Source organism: Rhodobacter sp. 24-YEA-8 (assembly GCF_900105075.1).
Lineage (GTDB): Bacteria > Pseudomonadota > Alphaproteobacteria > Rhodobacterales > Rhodobacteraceae > Pseudogemmobacter.
In genome coordinates this window covers 2,247,881-2,263,462 of sequence record NZ_FNSK01000001.1, presented here as the reverse complement: position 1 = coordinate 2,263,462, position 15,582 = coordinate 2,247,881, and the positions used below count along the sequence as shown (strand labels likewise).

The 15,582-nt window shown below is 65.2% G+C and carries 11 protein-coding genes and 1 riboswitch; of the genes, 4 read left to right on the top strand and 7 right to left on the bottom strand.

What is annotated here, in order from left to right; genetic code table 11:
- Nucleotides 1-58 precede the first annotated feature (58 nt).
- The 4 genes from BLW25_RS10965 to BLW25_RS10950 are packed head-to-tail and all read left to right on the top strand — an operon-like array spanning nt 59 to nt 6,919.
- Entirely contained in the window at nt 59-1,075 is a 1,017-nt protein-coding gene (locus tag BLW25_RS10965; protein WP_092898984.1) for an AAA family ATPase, read from the top strand.
- Nucleotides 1,072-1,953 (top strand): DUF58 domain-containing protein, encoded by an 882-nt coding sequence (locus tag BLW25_RS10960; RefSeq protein WP_253188373.1) that lies wholly within the window; start codon nt 1,072-1,074, stop codon nt 1,951-1,953. Before BLW25_RS10965 ends, BLW25_RS10960 begins: the two co-directional genes overlap by 4 nt.
- Nucleotides 1,953-4,796, top strand: a complete 2,844-nt coding sequence (locus BLW25_RS10955; protein WP_092898982.1) for a DUF4159 domain-containing protein — start codon at nt 1,953-1,955, stop codon at nt 4,794-4,796. Before BLW25_RS10960 ends, BLW25_RS10955 begins: the two co-directional genes overlap by 1 nt.
- Nucleotides 4,797-4,804: 8 nt before the next feature.
- Nucleotides 4,805-6,919, top strand: a complete 2,115-nt coding sequence (locus BLW25_RS10950; protein WP_092901913.1) for a hypothetical protein — start codon at nt 4,805-4,807, stop codon at nt 6,917-6,919.
- A gap of 115 nt (nt 6,920-7,034) precedes the next feature.
- On the opposite strand, the gene BLW25_RS10945 is transcribed toward BLW25_RS10950, so the two are convergent.
- The 7 genes from BLW25_RS10945 to mreC form a co-directional block, all read right to left on the bottom strand.
- Nucleotides 7,035-8,273, bottom strand: coding sequence for an aromatic ring-hydroxylating oxygenase subunit alpha (locus BLW25_RS10945; RefSeq protein ID WP_216279357.1), 1,239 nt, complete (start codon nt 8,271-8,273; stop codon nt 7,035-7,037).
- 103 nt (nt 8,274-8,376) lie between these two features.
- A riboswitch (cobalamin riboswitch) is annotated at nt 8,377-8,589 on the bottom strand.
- Nucleotides 8,590-9,370: 781 nt separating this feature from the next.
- Nucleotides 9,371-9,784, bottom strand: coding sequence for a CopD family protein (locus tag BLW25_RS10940; RefSeq protein WP_092898980.1), 414 nt, complete (start codon nt 9,782-9,784; stop codon nt 9,371-9,373).
- Nucleotides 9,785-9,840: 56 nt separating this feature from the next.
- Nucleotides 9,841-10,767, bottom strand: coding sequence for a 2-hydroxyacid dehydrogenase (locus BLW25_RS10935; protein WP_092898978.1), 927 nt, complete (start codon nt 10,765-10,767; stop codon nt 9,841-9,843).
- A 142-nt stretch (nt 10,768-10,909) separates the two neighbouring features.
- Nucleotides 10,910-12,049 (bottom strand): rod shape-determining protein RodA, encoded by a 1,140-nt coding sequence (gene rodA / locus BLW25_RS10930; RefSeq protein ID WP_092898976.1) that lies wholly within the window; start codon nt 12,047-12,049, stop codon nt 10,910-10,912.
- Between the two features lie 4 nt (nt 12,050-12,053).
- A complete protein-coding gene (gene mrdA / locus BLW25_RS10925; protein ID WP_092898974.1) occupies nt 12,054-14,000 on the bottom strand; it encodes a penicillin-binding protein 2 in 1,947 nt (648 codons plus the stop codon).
- A gap of 12 nt (nt 14,001-14,012) precedes the next feature.
- Nucleotides 14,013-14,540 (bottom strand): hypothetical protein, encoded by a 528-nt coding sequence (locus tag BLW25_RS10920; RefSeq protein WP_249498315.1) that lies wholly within the window; start codon nt 14,538-14,540, stop codon nt 14,013-14,015.
- 8 nt (nt 14,541-14,548) lie between these two features.
- Entirely contained in the window at nt 14,549-15,547 is a 999-nt protein-coding gene (gene mreC / locus BLW25_RS10915; RefSeq protein WP_092898970.1) for a rod shape-determining protein MreC, read from the bottom strand.
- Between the last annotated feature and the right edge of the window lie 35 nt (nt 15,548-15,582).

Below are 15,582 nucleotides of genomic sequence, written 5' to 3'. Positions count from 1 at the left end.
GCGATTTCGGTCTAATGTCTCCGCTGAGACCGACGAGCAACACAGATGGAGCCTCTGAATGACCGCAGCCCCCGCAGGAGATGTCGCGCTGGTGACCGAGATCGAGGCTCTGGGTGCAAAGCTCGGCGAGGCACGTGCTTCGATCGAGCGCCGCTTTATCGGACAGGAAAAGGTGGTGGAGCTGGTCCTTTCGGCCATGCTCTGCGGCGGTCATGCCTTGCTGGTCGGGCTGCCGGGGCTCGGGAAGACCCGCCTGGTCGACACGCTCGGCACCGTCATGGGGCTGAACGCCAACCGCATCCAGTTCACGCCCGACCTGATGCCGGCGGATATTCTCGGCTCCGAAGTGCTCGAGACCGCGACCGATGGCAGCCGCGCCTTCCGCTTTCTCGAAGGGCCGGTCTTCTGCCAGCTTCTGCTTGCTGATGAGATCAACCGCGCCAGCCCGAGAACGCAATCCGCGCTCTTGCAGGCGATGCAGGAGAAAGAGGTCACCATCGCCGGTCAGCACCGCCCGCTCGGCCGGCCGTTCCATGTGCTCGCGACCCAGAACCCGATTGAACAGGAGGGGACCTATCCGCTCCCCGAGGCGCAGCTGGACCGCTTCCTTGTCCAGGTCGATGTCGATTACCCGACCCGGGCTGTCGAGCGTGAGATTCTTCTGGCCACCACCGGTGCGAGCGAGGCCGATGCCACACAGGTTTTCGACACCGATCAGCTGATCCGGGCGCAATCGGTCATTCGCCGCATGCCGGTCGGGGATAAGGTGGTCGAGGCAATCCTTGACCTCGTGCGTGGCTGCCGTCCCGGGGAGCCCGAGGGGCGCGATCTGAAAGACAGTCTTGCCTGGGGGCCGGGGCCGCGTGCGGCGCAGGCTTTGATGCTGACCGTGCGGGCGCGGGCGCTTCTGAATGGCCGGCTCGCGCCGTCGATTGACGATGTGGCGGCTCTGGCCCAGGCCACGCTGACGCATCGGATGGCTTTGTCCTTCGCTGCCCGCGCGCGGGGCGAGACCCTGCCTGCGGTGATCTCTCGCACCACCACCCGTATCCTCGGGCTTGAGGCGGCTGCGTGAGCCCGACGCTGCAGAACGAGGCCCTTCAGAGCCGGGCGGAGGCGCTGGGCCAGTCGCTGCCGCCGCTGCTGGCTGAGGCCGAGATGCTGGCCGCCACCCTGATGCTGGGCGAGCATGGCCGCAGGCGCGCCGGATCCGGCGATGAGTTCTGGCAATATCGTGCCGCGCATCAGGGCGACCCGGCGCGGGCCATCGACTGGCGGCGCTCGGCGCGGTCTGACGGGCATTTCATCCGCGAACGTGAATGGCAGGCGGCGCAATCGGTGACGCTCTGGGTCGATCCGGCCAAAAGCATGGCCTTTTCCGGGGGCAGGGAGCGCCCCCCAAAGGGCGATCGCGCGCGTCTGCTGGCGCTGGCGCTGGCTGTGCTATTGCTGCGCGGCGGCGAACGGGTCGGGCTGGCGGGGCTGGCGCAGCCGCGTTCGGGTCGCAGCCAGATTGTGCGGCTCGCGGCGCGGCTGGCTGGCGAACCCGAAGCCGGGGATTACGGCGCGCCTGAAACGGCAGGCATGGTCGGCCATGGTCGCGCGGTGTTCGTCTCGGATTTCCTCGGGCCCATCGAGCCGGTCGAGGCGGCGCTTTCCCGCGCGGCAGATCGCGGGGTGCGCGGCGCGCTGTGCCAGATCCTCGATCCGGCAGAGGAAGAATTCCCTTTTGATGGCCGCGTGATTTTCGAATCGATGTCGGGATCCATGCGTCATGAAACGCAGCAGGCCGGCGAATTGCGCAGCCGCTATCTTGCCCGCCTGGCCGAGCGCAAGGACCGGTTGAGCGAGCTTGCCCGCGCGGTTGGCTGGCAGTTTTCCACATTCCATACCGGAGCCCCGGCGCAATCCGCGCTTTTGTGGCTCTATCGCGCGCTGGAGGGCGGGCGCTGATGTTCATGATTGGTCCGGTCGGGTTTCTGACGCCCTGGATTCTCTGGGGGCTCGCAGCACTTCCGGTGTTGTGGTTTTTGCTGCGTGCGGTGCCGCCGGCTCCGATCCGTCGCCGGTTTCCGGGTGTCGCGCTGCTTCTGGGGTTGCAGGATGAGGATGCCGAGACCGATCGCACGCCCTGGTGGCTGCTTCTTCTCAGGATGCTGGCAGTGGCGGCGGCAATCATCGGCTTTGCCGGGCCGGTCCTGAACCCTGAACAAAAACAAAGCGGTACGGCGCCATTGCTGGTGGTGTTCGATGGCGGCTGGGCCGAGGCGCGCGACTGGGCGCGCCGGATCGAACGCGCAGGGCTTGTGCTGGACGAGGCCGGTCGCGACGGCCGCACGGTCGCGGTGATCCGCCTGACCGATGCGCCGCAGGAGGTGACCTTCCGCACTGCTGACGACTGGAAGGGCCGGCTTGCGGTGATGGAACCCTCGCCCTGGCTGCCGCAGGATCCGGACGCCTGGATCAGCCATTTCCCGGCCGGAAGTTTCGACACATTGTGGCTTTCGGACGGGCTGGATCACGAAGGGCGCGCCATGCTGGCGGGATTGTTCGCCGATAAGGGGCAGCTGACGGTGCTGACCGGCGATGGCCCGGTTCTGGCGCTGCATCCGGCGGGCTTTGCCGAAGGGGCGGTGCTGCTTTCCGCCTCGCGGCTTGATGCGGGCGGCGCGGCCGAGATCGAGGTTACCGGGCGCGGCCCGGACCCTTCGGGGGTAGAGCGCGAACTGGCGCGGGCCACGATCAGCTTTGCCGCCGGTGAGCCCCGGGCCGAGGTGAAACTTGACCTGCCGCCCGAACTCAGAAACCGCGTCACGCGCTTCGAGATCGCGGGCGTCCGGTCTGCCGGTGCGGTGAGCCTGACCGATGACAGTCTCAAGCGGCGCAAGGTGGCGCTGATTACCGCTGGCCCCCAGGCCGAGGGGCTGCAGCTTTTGTCGCCCTTGCATTACCTGCGCCAGGCGCTGGCGCCGGTGGCTGATCTGATCGAGGCGCCTGTGACGACGGCGCTGCCCGCCAACCCCGATGCCGTGATCCTTGCCGATGTGGCGCGACTGACGGCAGGTGAGGAGGCGGCGCTGGTGGAATGGGTCGAAAAGGGCGGGTTGTTGTTGCGCTTTGCCGGCCCGCGCCTTGCGGCATCAGATGTGAGCCGTTTTGAGGAAGACCCGCTGATGCCGGTGCGGTTGCGCGAAGGGGGCCGCTCGCTTGGCGGCGCGATGAGCTGGGGCGATGCGAAAGAACTGGCGCCTTTCCCCGAGGGCAGCCCCTTTTTCGGCCTCGCATTGCCCGGCGATGTCCAGGTGGCCGAACAGGTTCTGGCCCAGCCCGATCCCGAACTGGCCGAACGCACCATCGCCGCACTGGATGATGGCACGCCGCTGGTCACGCGCAAATTCCTGGGCGACGGCCAGGTCGTGCTGGTGCATGTCACCGCCAATGCGGAATGGTCGACTTTGCCGCTGTCCGGGCTTTTCGTGCAGATGCTTGAGCGGCTGGCGATCTCGACCCGCCCGTCTTTGCCGGGCGCGCGCGAACTCGCCGGGCAGATCTGGGTGCCCGAGGTGATGCTGAACGCCTGGGGCGAGGAACGTGACGCGGGCGAGGTCGCAGGTGTGGCCGGAGAGGATCTGGCGGTTGCGATGGTGGCAGGCCCTGGCCCCGCTCATCCGCCCGGGCTTTACGCCGGTGCCGACCGCCGCGTCGCGCTGAATGTCGTCAGCCCGGAGACGAGGCTGGTGGCGGCGGACTGGCCGGCTTCGGCGCGGGTCGAAGGTCTTGCGACCCCGCCCGAACAATCGCTCAAGGGCTGGCTTTTGTCGGCGGGGCTGGTGGTGCTGCTGGCCGATATCCTTGCCTCGCTCTGGCTGGGGGGGCGGCTAGGCGGCTTGCGGCGCGGGGTTGCAGTTCTCGCGGTGGCGCTTTTGGCCGGGCTGAGCGCGCCACAGGCCCAGGCTCAGAACAACGGCGAGACGCCGCCTGCGCCGCCCGAGGTCGCGCAGTCTGCCGATAGCGCGCTGCCTGATATGCCGCAGCCCGGCGATGACTTCGCGATCCGCTCCACGTCGGGCGTCTCTCTGGCCTATGTGAAGACCGGCGATTCTCAGATCGATGAGACCTCGGAATTCGGCCTTGTCGGGCTTGGCGACCGGCTGTGGGAACGCACCTCGATCGAGCCGGAATATCCGACCGGGATTGATCTTGAGGCTGATGAGCTTGCGTTCTTCCCCTTCCTTTACTGGCCGGTCACCGCAAATGCGCCGACGCCGTCGGACGCGGCCTATGCGAAACTGAACCAGTTTCTGCGCACCGGTGGCATGATCCTTTTCGACACGCGCGACGCCAATATCGCGGCCTTTGGTGGCGGCACACCGGAGGGCCAGGCGCTGCAACGGATCGCGGCCGGTCTGGATATCCCGGCGCTGGAGCCCGTGCCGGAAGACCATGTTCTGACCCGCACATTCTATCTGTTGCAAAGCTTTCCCGGTCGCTGGGCCGAGGGCACGATCTGGGTCGAGGCGGCCCCCGCTGACGCCGGTCAGGAAGAGGGCGTGCCGTTTCGCAACCTCAATGACGGGGTGACGCCGGTGGTGATCGGCGGCAATGACTGGGCGGCCGCCTGGGCCACCGATGAAAACGGCGTGCCGCTTTTGCCGGTGGGCCGGGGGGCGGCGGGCGAACAACAGCGCGAGCTGGCCTGGCGGTTCGGCGTCAATCTGATCATGCATGTGCTGACCGGCAATTATAAATCCGACCAGGTCCATGTGCCTGCGCTTCTTGAAAGGCTGGGCCAATGAACGGCGCGATGACGGCGCATCTGGTATTCGATCCGCTGGTGCCCTGGCCGCTTCTGTGGGCGCTCGGGGGGGTGACGCTTCTGATGCTGGCGCTGGCGCTCTGGCGCGGGCTTCCGGGCTGGTTCCTGCGCGGGCTTGGGCTGGCTGCGCTTCTGGCGGCGCTGGCCGGGCCGGGGCTGCAAAGCGAGGACCGGCAGAACCTTTCCGATATCGTGATCGTTCTGGTCGATGACAGCGCGAGCCAGAGCCTTGGGGCGCGGGCCGATCAGACGCGGCGCGCGCTGACGCGGGTGGAGGCCCAGGTCGCGGCGCTGGACAATACCGAGCTGCGGGTGAAACACATCACCGATGGCGCCGACAATACCGGGACCCTGGCGATGACCGCTATGTCGGCCGCTCTGGCCGAGGAACCCCGCGCCCGGGTGGCGGCGGTGATCCTGATCTCGGACGGGCGCGTGCATGACCTTGAGATGCGCCCAGATCTGCCCGCACCGTTCCATCTGCTGCTGACCGGCGAAGCGGCTGACTGGGACCGCCGCCTTGTGGTGCAGAATGCGCCGGCCTTCGCGATCATCGGCGAGGAATTCAAGCTGAAGCTCAGGGTCGAGGATCAGGGTCTTGTGCCGCCGGATGTGCCGCAATTCGCCGATCTGACCATCGCGGTCGATGCCGATGCGCCGCAGACCTATTCGGTGCCGGTGGGCGAAGATCTGGAACTGCCGGTGGTGCTGCCGCATGGCGGGCTGAATGTGCTGCAATTCGCCATCGACCCGACTCCGGGCGAGCTGACCGAGCGCAACAATACCGCCGTGGTGCAGATCAATGGCGTGCGCGACCGGCTGCGCGTATTGCTTGTTTCGGGCGAGCCACATGCCGGGGAACGCGTCTGGCGCAATTTGCTGAAATCGGATGCGAGCGTCGATCTCGTTCATTTCACCATTCTGCGCCCGCCAGAGAAACAGGATGGCGTTCCGGTGGATGAGCTTTCGCTGATCGCCTTTCCGACGCGCGAGTTGTTTATTGAAAAGATTGATGAATTTGACCTGATCATCTTTGACCGCTACCGGATGCGCGGCATTCTTCCGATGTCCTACATCGACAATGTCGTCCGTTATATCCGCGAGGGCGGCACGGTGCTGGTGGCCTCGGGGCCGGAATTCGGTGCGGTCGACAGCCTGTACCGCTCGCCCCTGGCCGAAGTGCTGCCGGTGGCGCCGACTGCTCAGGTTATCGAAGGCGGGTTCCGCCCGAAAATCACCGAACTCGGGCAGCGTCATCCGGTGACCGAAGGGCTCGACCGTTTTGCGCCTGAGGGAGAAAATGGCGAGCCGGGCTGGGGCCGCTGGTTCCGGGTGATGGAGGTCGAGAAGCTTTCCGGCCAGACCGTGATGGAGGGGCCGGATGGCGCGCCTTTGCTGGTGCTGGACCGGGTGGGTGATGGGCGGATCGCGGTCCTGACCTCGGATCATGCCTGGCTCTGGGGCCGCGGTTATGAGGGCGGCGGGCCGCAGCTGGAACTGTTGCGCCGGCTGGCGCATTGGATGCTGAAAGAGCCGGATCTTGAAGAAGAGGCGCTGACGGCGACCGCCAAAGGCAATGAACTGACCATCACGCGGCGCACGGTGTCCGAGGATCCGCCAGGGCCGCTGATTGTCACCGCGCAGGACAGCGCAGAGGAGGGAGAGGCCGCGAATCCGGTGCTCCTCGATATGATCCGGGTGGCACCGGGCAAGTATCAGGTGGTCTGGCAGGCGCCCGAGGCCGGGCTTTACCGGCTGGAACAGGGCGATCTGACACGGGTGATCGGCGTCGGCCCGGCCAGCCCGCGTGAATTCGTCGAGACCATTGCCTCGGGCGATGCGGTGGTTGCACCGAAGGTCTCCGGCGCGGCGGCCTATGGATCGGTGACCCGGCTGGAACCCGGACTGCCGGACCTGCGTCAGGTGGCCGAGGGGCGGCCGGTGACGGGGCGCGGCTGGATCGGTATCACCCCGCGCGAGGCCTGGATGACCAATGAGGTGCGGCTGGCGGTCTTGCTGCCGGGCTGGGCCTGGCTTGTGCTGACCGCCGGGCTGGCCATCGCTGCCTGGCTCATCGAGGGCCGCCGGGGCGCGAAACGCTGAGGGGGGGCGGGCTGCTGGATACCCTTTCCCCCTGTTTGCTGCCGGGGAGGCGGTGGCCCGTTTCTGGCAAGCAGAACGAGGCCCAAGCAGAGCCGGGGCCTCGTTTTGTCAGGTGTCAGGCGCGGCTGATCTCGTCGAGATACCAGGTGATATAGCGCAGTTCGTTATATTCCATCGGTGCGATGGGACCAGGCTCGAAATAATGCGATTTCACGCCGCGCGCAGTGTGTTCGATGATCTTCTTGTCTTCCTCGGTGGTGACTTTCCACAGCCAGGTGAGGCGATCCAGATCGTAATCGACGCCTTCCTCGGCGCCTTCCTTCACCAGCCAGATCAGCTCCATCTCGCAGCTGTCATGCGTTTTGGGGATGAAGCGGTAGATCATGCCGTGATCGGGATAGCAGACGAGGAAAGTTGTGCCGCCGAGATGGATCGAGGTCACGCCGCCATCATAATCGGTGAAACGCCCCATCAAAGGTGCGAGGGGGGAGCCATCCTCGGACCCGGTCGAGGCGCCCTCGTAAAGCGCATAGCGGAAGACATCGACCGCTTCGCCACCCCGGGATGAATTCTGCCAATGATTGCCCGACAGTACGGAGAGCCCGAGTGCACAGCTCTTTTCCTCCATCGCGGCATTGAGACCGGCGATCACTTCGGGCGGCTGTTCCAGCGCATGGGTCTGCGAATATTCCGGATGCGCCGGGCCGCAGTGATAGCATTCGACATAATTCTCGACCGCGAGCTTCCAGTTCGCGGCAATCGGATAGGTCTCGCGATGGGCGACCTTTGCCGCGCCCCAGCCATATTGGCCGATACTGGCGTGCAGGGATTGCTCCACTTGCGTGAAATCCAGCGGGTCTTTCGCGAAGGAGATGAAGACCAGCCCCTCGACCACCTTCACATGCACTTTTTTCAGCGCATGGGCGGCGCGGTCGAAATCCTTCGGCATCAGCCGGGCCGCGCGCAACGCGCCGTCCAGCGTATAGGTCCAGGCGTGATAGGGGCAGACGAACATCTTCGCATTGCCCTTGTCTTTGGTGCAGACCTCGGCGCCGCGATGGCGGCAGGAATTCAGGAGCCCATGCACCTCGCCCTGCATGTCGCGTGTCAGGATGACCTGTTCATCGCCAAGTCGGAACAGCTCGAAATCGCCGGGATTCGGGATCACGCTTTCATGGGCCAGGCAGTGCCAGTGGCGGCGGAACACCCGCTCCATATCGCGGGCAAAGACAGTCGGATCCATGTAGAAATCCCGCACGAGGCCATGGCCCGGGCGGTGATCCGCGATCAGCCGCGAAATGGCGTCGGGCCTTTGGTCCGGGGTGGAAAAACTATCGTCGTGAAGCGCGCCCAATCTGGCCTCCTGCTGGTTTGTTTGCTGCCCCGGGTGACCGGAGACGCCGGGCTCCGGTCCGGTGCGGACCTGCCAAAGCGCTCCTGACTGCCCGCCGCAGCCACGCTGATTTCCGCCTCAGGGCTGGTTTCCGGACATCAGGCCTGTCCCCTTTCGCGAACAGAAATGGCACCTTCCCGGCTGCTCCTCCAGCCAGTGGGTCCCGTCATGCAGCGAAGCGCCGCACCCGTTGCGGGGGCAGCGCCGGCATCGGCCCGGCTTCCCAATTCTCCTTCATACCTCCCGATATGGTGGCACCCTGATCTGAGGCGATCAGAGCAGGCGCTATGTGAAAAACTGTCCTGTCTGCGGCAAATTATGTCGAAATTGATCGGGGGCCCGGAATGTGATGCGTTTCAGGCTGCGGCCCGCGCTCCGTCGCCCGGCTGAGGGCGGGACTGTGCGCGAAACTAGGGCAAAAAGTGCTTCCGCTCATGGCTGATCACAACCAGGGCAAAGCGGGTCCTGGCGCGCTGCCCTGCGATCAGTGCTGTGACGAGGCCTCTGCCTTTCTCTTCGGGCCCCGAGGCGGGCGGACCCGGCTGCAGGCGGTCGGGTGGCGTCGCGCGCGCCCGGGCAGCACCAGCGCGACGTTTTGCGCCGCCGTCAGACCGGGAAACAGCCGAACGTTTGTAAAGGCAAAGCAGACGCGAAGGGCAGGACTGCGGCCCGGACAGGGGAGCGCGACATGGACCGCCGCCCCCGCCTGGGCGGCCAGCGCATGGACGAGGCGCCTGGGCCGTTGGCCCGTCACTGCGTGGTGACGCCGAGATCAAAGGCAGGATCGGGCAGGGCGCCACCAGGGGCATCGGGGGCAAGGGTATCCGCGCAGCCAGAGGTCGCCGGTGGTGCGATATTGTCCATTCATCCTCTGACCCGTCAAACCCGACAGTTGAGCCGGAAAGCAGCGACAGTTCCCTGCCTTGCGGGGCCGGTCTTTCCTATGACCGGGATTGGCGGGTCTCAGAGCGGCCTCTTCCGCCTGTTGCGGACGCGCTGGCTGTCCTGTTCCCTGCCATTTCCCCTGGCCGGCGTGACATGGGCCAATGGGCCCTGGGTCAGAAGGGCTTTACCACCACGGCCCAGAGGATGGCGATTACGGCAAAGACGCTGATTTCGTTAAAGATCCGCAGGAACAGGTCGCTCTCGCGGAATTCGCCGCGCCGCGCGCGCCAGACCATGCGGCCGGTCCAGATGTAATGGATCACCAGAAGCGCGACGAGGCTCAGCTTCAGATGCAGCCAGGGGTCAAACCCCCACCAGCCGAAAGCCAGCCAGAGCCCGGTCGCAATGGCGATCACCATCAGCCCGGCCGAAAACCGATAGAGCCGCAGGGTCAGATCCCCGAGCGGTCCGAAAGCGCCAAGGCTGGCCCATTCGCGCTTCCAGTAGATCAATGCGCGCGGCACCGCGAAGATCGAGGTCATCCAGCCCATCACGGCCAGAATGTGAATGATTTTGATCCAGTCCATCGGCTCAGGTGGCAGATTTCCCCCTCTTTGTTCAAGGGAGAAACTGTCGCAGGGCCTCAGTAGCCCCGGGTTCGGTCCACCAGATGGAGGAGGGGCTCGCCCGTTTCCGCGCGGCGGATGTTTTCGGCAATCACCTGTGAGGCGGTCACCGCGCGCGTATCGGCGGCGACATGAGGGGTGATGGTGACCTTTGGATGCGCCCAGAACGGGTGGTCCTGCGGCAGGGGTTCGATCCGGAAGACATCCAGCGTGGCATGCGAGATCTGGCCGCCATCAAGCGCCGCGATCAGCGCGGCATCGTCAATCAGCGGGCCACGGCCGGGATTGATCACCACGGCGCCCGGGGCCGTCATCGCAAGCGTGTCTGCATTGAGGATATTCTGCGTGTCCGGCGTGTTGGGCAGCAGGGTGATGACGATCTGCGCATCGCGCAACGCCTCCTGCAAGCCGGCCTCACCATGAAAGGTTGCGAGGCCCGGGATGGATTTCGGGCTGCGGCTCCAGCCTTTGACCGGGAAATTCAGCGCCTGAAGCGCGCGGGCACATGCAAGGCCCAGTTCGCCCAGGCCAAGGAAGGTGACCGGGCGCTGGCGGGCGATGGGCGGGCAGGCGTGATCCCAGATATGGCCGGGATTGATGATATGTCGGTCCATGCCGAGATGATGACGCAACACATGGCCGGTGACATATTCCACCATGCTCTCGGTCAGGCCCGGATCGACCATCCGGGTCAGCGGCTGTGTGAGACTTTGATTGCCCACGATGCGCTCGACCCCGGCCCAGAGCGACATGACCGCTTTAGCGCGGGTGAAGGGCGCGAAATCCTGCAAAGGCGAGGTGGGCGCATAAAGGATATAGTCGATCGCTGCAGGGGCGGGCGCCTCGGTGACGATATCGGCGCTGATACCGGCCGCCTCAAGTGCTGCGGGCAGGAAGGGTTCATATTCATCCCAGCCGGGAGCGGAAAAGAAGATCTGTGTCATGGCCGCGAGCCTGCGTCGCGCTGCCCGATTTGTCCAGAGGGGGCGCCCCTTCGGGGCGCTTTGCGCGTGCCGCGCGGCGCGTATTCACGTCAGGGAAAAGCCGGTTTCTCCCTGATCCGGATACCTGAGGTCTGGCTGCCCTTCAGCGCGGCCGGTGGACATGGGCGCTTTGCATCAACCCAAAGCCCACAAGGATCACCAGCATGGCCGAGCCGCCATAGGACATCAGCGGCAGCGGCACGCCGACCACCGGCGCCATTCCCATCACCATCGACAGATTCACCGCGATATAGAAGAAGAAGTTGGCGGCGACCCCGATGATCAGCAAGGACGAGAACCGGTCGCGGTTTTGCAGCGCCGAGATCATGCAGAACCCGATGATCAGCGCATAAAGCACCAGGAGCGAGAAGGCCCCGACAAAGCCGAATTCTTCGGCCAGCGGCGCGAAGATGAAGTCGGTCTGCTTTTCGGGCAGGTAGTTCAGCCGCGACTGGGTTCCCTGCATGAACCCTTTGCCCGACCAGCCACCGGAGCCCAGCGAGATCTTGGCCTGCATGATATTATAGCCCGCTCCCAGCGGATCGGCGGAAGGGTCGAGGAAAGTGTCGATCCGGCGGAACTGATAATCATGCAGGAGTTGCCAGTCGGTGCCGCGGCTCTGGAAGATCGCGGCCACTGCACCGACGACCATCGCGATCACGGCGGCGAAATACCAGTAGCTGACGCCTGCCGCGAACATCACCGCCGCCCCCGCCATCAGAAGCATCAGCGAGGTGCCAAGGTTTGGCTGCATCAGCACCAGCACCGTCGGCGCGCAGGTCAGCAGCACGGGGAACAGCACCCAGAGCGGCCGGGACACTTTGCGGATATCGAGCCAGTCATAATAGGCCGCCAGCATCAGAACGAGGCTGAACTTCATCATCTCGGAGGGCTGGAGCCGCAACGGCCCGATATCGATCCAGCGTTGCGCACCCATCCCGATCACGCCGTAAAGATCGACGATGATCAAAAGCACGAAAGAGGTCAGATAGGCGATCCCCGCCATCGAGCGCCAGAACCAGACCGGCACCATGGCGACCATGAACATCAATACCATGCCCACGGCGAACACCTGGGCCTGACGCCGGGCCCAGAGATTGAAATCTCCGCCCGCCACCGACCAGAGCATGAGGATACCCACCGCCGAGACCGCGGAGACCAGCACGATCACCTGCCAGTTCAGGTAAAGCACCTTGCGGATGCCGGTCGGGGCCTGTTTCAGGCGGTTCTCGAAAAATGCCATTGGCTCAGGCCTGATCGGAAGTGGTGAGGGCGCCGGTCTCGGGGTCGCGCAGCGGCAGGTCTTTCAGCATCGATTCGATCCGGCCGCGCTGGTCGGAAGGGTAGGCGGCGAGGGGAGGGCGGCCTCCGGCAAGGGCCGAAAGGATCACATCGCGCGCAACCGGCGCCGCGACGGTCGAGCCACCGCCGCCATGTTCGATGATCACCGCCACCGCATAGCGCGGATTGTCATAGGGCGCATAGCCCACGTAAAGCGCATGGTCGCGCCGCCGCCAGGGCAGTTGTTCGTTGCGGATCACACCCTGGCTGCGTTCGGCCGCGCTGATGTTCCGGACCTGGCTGGTGCCGGTTTTGCCGGCAAGGATCATGGTCGGGTCGACGATCCGGGCCGAGCGTGCGGTGCCCGCCTGGCTGTTGACCACATCCCACATCCCCTGGCGCATCGCCGCAAGGTGGCGTTCTTCAATCCCGAGCGAGGCCGGTTCAGGCGCGGCAATCTCTTTCCCGTCGATCATCCGCACCAGGCGCGGCTCTACCGCGCGGCCCGAGGCGATCCGCGCCGTCATCACCGCCAGTTGCAAAGGCGAGGCCAGCACATAGCCCTGACCGATCGAAGCGTTGATCGTGTCGCCGATCCGCCAGTCCTGGCCGTAGCTTTCCTGTTTCCAGGCGCGGTCGGGCATGGTGCCCGGCACAATCGCCGACATCGGCAGGTCATGGCGGTTGCCAAGCCCGAGACGGCGACCCATTTCGGCCATCTTATCGATGCCGACCTTTTGCGCGATGTCGTAATAATAGACGTCGCAGCTTTTCTGCAGGCTCTGGGTCAGAGACAGGGTGCCATGGCCGCCCCGGCTCCAGCAGTGGAAGCGGCGGCCGCCGAATTCCAGATAACCCGGGCAGCGCACCTTATGGCCCAGCTCAATCGCACCTGAATCAAGCGCCGCCAGCGCGGTGACCATCTTGAAGGTCGATCCGGGCGGATAGGCGCCCGAGACCGCCTTATTCGCCAATGGCCGGTGGTCGTTTTCGGTCAGGCTGGCATAATCGGTATGGCTGATGCCGCGCACAAAAAGGTTCGGGTTGAACGAGGGCGCCGAGGCACAGCACAAGAGATCACCGTTCCGGACGTCCATCACCACCACGGCGGCGCTTTCACTGCCGAGGCGGGCCTGGGCGAAGTTCTGCAGATCGGCGTCGATGGTCAGGCGGATATCGCCGCCGGCGACACCTTCCTCGCGGCCCAGCTCGCGCATCACCCGGCCAAAGGCGTTCTTTTCCACCTGGCGGGTGCCGGCACGACCGCGCAGCACCTTCTCCATCCAGCGCTCGGTCCCGATCTTGCCGATCTGGAACTTCGGCAGTCTGAGGATCGGGTCGGGATCCTCCTGCTCGTCGAGATCCTTTTGCGACACCGCGCCGACATAGCCGACGACATGGGCGAAATCATAGCCGCGCGGATAGATCCGCGACAGGCCGACCTCGGGGATCACCCCCGGCAGCGCCGGCGCATTGATCGCAACTTTCGAGAAATCATCCCAGTCGAGCCGGTCTTTCACCACGACCTTCACATGCGCCGCGTTCTTCTTCACATCGGCCAGCGTCTGGTCCAGCTCTTCGGAGGTCATGGGGATCAGCCCGGCAAGGCGGTGCATCACCCGATCCACATCGCCCGCATCCTCGCGCGTGATCACCACGCGGTAATTCTGTTCATTCCCGGCGATCAGCTTGCCATTGCGGTCCTGGATCAGGCCGCGCCCCGGCGGGATCAGTTCGATCGAGATGCGGTTTTCTTCGGCCAGAAGCTTGAATTCCTCGGCCTGGTCGACCTGGAGATAGCGCATCCGCACGCCAAGCGCTGCAACCATCGCCGTCATGCCGCCGCCCAGCAAAAGGCCCCGCCGCGTGATGCTGCGGGCGCTGTCTTCCGCGTCTTTTTGCGTGCGTCTCATCAGGTCACCCGTTCACAACCGTCTGCCGAAATCATCCACCTCACCGGTGGCGGGTTTTCTCAGATCAAAAGCCAGGCGCGACAGGCCCACCACCAGCGGATAGGCGAGGATCGACCACAGCACCTGGACCACGGCGAATCCGAAAGGCGGCAGATCAACAAGGGTCAGCGTAAGCGCCAGCCGCTGCGCCAGCAACATCGCGATCATCAGCCCCGAGGCCAGCAGCCATTCGACGGCGAAATTCATCTCACGCGTCAGCGCATGGCGGCCGCGCAGGAATTCTGACGCGAGCACGACCAGCGCCGTCCAGAGCCCCGGCGGGCGCAGCAGCAACAGATCCTCGATCAGCAGGACCGGCGCGATCAGCCAGACCGGCAGGAAATCGGGACGGCGCATCATCCAGGCAATGATCAGGCATAACAGCAGATCCGGCCCGGGAAACCGGCCCACTGCCGTGCTGAGCGGCAAAAGCCGCACAAAGAGAAACAGCCCCGCCAGCGCCAGGAAAAGCAGCCGGTATCCCCAGGGATCCATCTGCATCCGGCCGATCATTCGGCAGCCCCCCGGACAGCTGCATCGCCGCCCTCGGCATAGCCGGATCCGGTTTCGCCGATTTCACCAGTGCCCGTGGCGGGCTGGGCGGCGGCCTCGCGTTCGCCATCAACCGTGGCCACGGGGACAGAGGGCAGCGGCGGCGCGATCAGCTGGCCCGGATCAAGGATCGGCTCCAGTTCATGGCTGCGAAGCACGCGCAGGAACTCAAGACGCTGGTAATCGGCGGCGAGCACCACCCGCAGCCGGCGGTCCGAGCCCATCGCCACCTGGCCGACCAGCAGGCCGGCGGGAAAGACACCACCATCCCCGGAGGTCACGACCCGGTCGCCCGGACGGACCTCATCGGTGGTCTCGATGAAATCGAGAAGCGGCAGGGGGCTGTTATCGCCCGACAAAAGCGCCTTTTGTCCCGAAGGCTGAATGGTCACCGGAATGCGGCTTGAGGTGTCGGTGATCAGGATCACCCGGCTCGTGCGGGCGCCAACGCCCGAGATGCGGCCAACCAGGCCGATGCCATCCATCGTGGCCCAGCCGTCGCGGATGCCATCGCGCTCGCCGACATTCAGCAACACCGACTGGCGAAACGGGCTGCCACTGTCCGCCAGCACCACACCGGTCACATGCGTCAGTTTCGGGTCGAGCCGCACATGGTTCAGATCCAGAAGCCGCGCATTCTTCTGCTCCAGCTGAAGGGCGGCCTCCTTCCACGCCTTCATCTGCTGCAATTCGCGCTTCAGTTCCTGGTTTTGTTCATAGATGCGGGTGTAGGACTGAAAGTCCTCGATCATGGTCATGGCGCGTGTCACCGGCGCCAGTGCCCATTCCATATTGGGGATCACCGCATCGACCAGCGCCGCGCGGAAGCGCTCCACCCTCGGGCTGTCGATGCGCCAGAGGATAAAGATCCCCAGAAGTGCCGCCACCAGCAGCCCGACCAGCAGCCGCCGCACGGGGCGGGAAAACTCTTCTGATCCGCTACGGCTTCTCGACACGCGCGCGCCCCGGTGGTGCTTGAAATGGGTTTGCC

Coding starts and splice junctions, on each gene's coding strand:
- BLW25_RS10965 (WP_092898984.1), top strand. CDS start 59: ATGACCGCAGCCCCCGCAGGAGATGTCGCGCTGGTGACCGAGATCGAG.
- BLW25_RS10955 (WP_092898982.1), top strand. CDS start 1,953: ATGTTCATGATTGGTCCGGTCGGGTTTCTGACGCCCTGGATTCTCTGG.
- BLW25_RS10950 (WP_092901913.1), top strand. CDS start 4,805: ATGACGGCGCATCTGGTATTCGATCCGCTGGTGCCCTGGCCGCTTCTG.
- BLW25_RS10940 (WP_092898980.1), bottom strand. CDS start 9,784: ATGGACTGGATCAAAATCATTCACATTCTGGCCGTGATGGGCTGGATG.
- BLW25_RS10935 (WP_092898978.1), bottom strand. CDS start 10,767: ATGACACAGATCTTCTTTTCCGCTCCCGGCTGGGATGAATATGAACCC.
- rodA (WP_092898976.1), bottom strand. CDS start 12,049: ATGGCATTTTTCGAGAACCGCCTGAAACAGGCCCCGACCGGCATCCGC.
- mrdA (WP_092898974.1), bottom strand. CDS start 14,000: ATGAGACGCACGCAAAAAGACGCGGAAGACAGCGCCCGCAGCATCACG.
- BLW25_RS10920 (WP_249498315.1), bottom strand. CDS start 14,540: ATGCAGATGGATCCCTGGGGATACCGGCTGCTTTTCCTGGCGCTGGCG.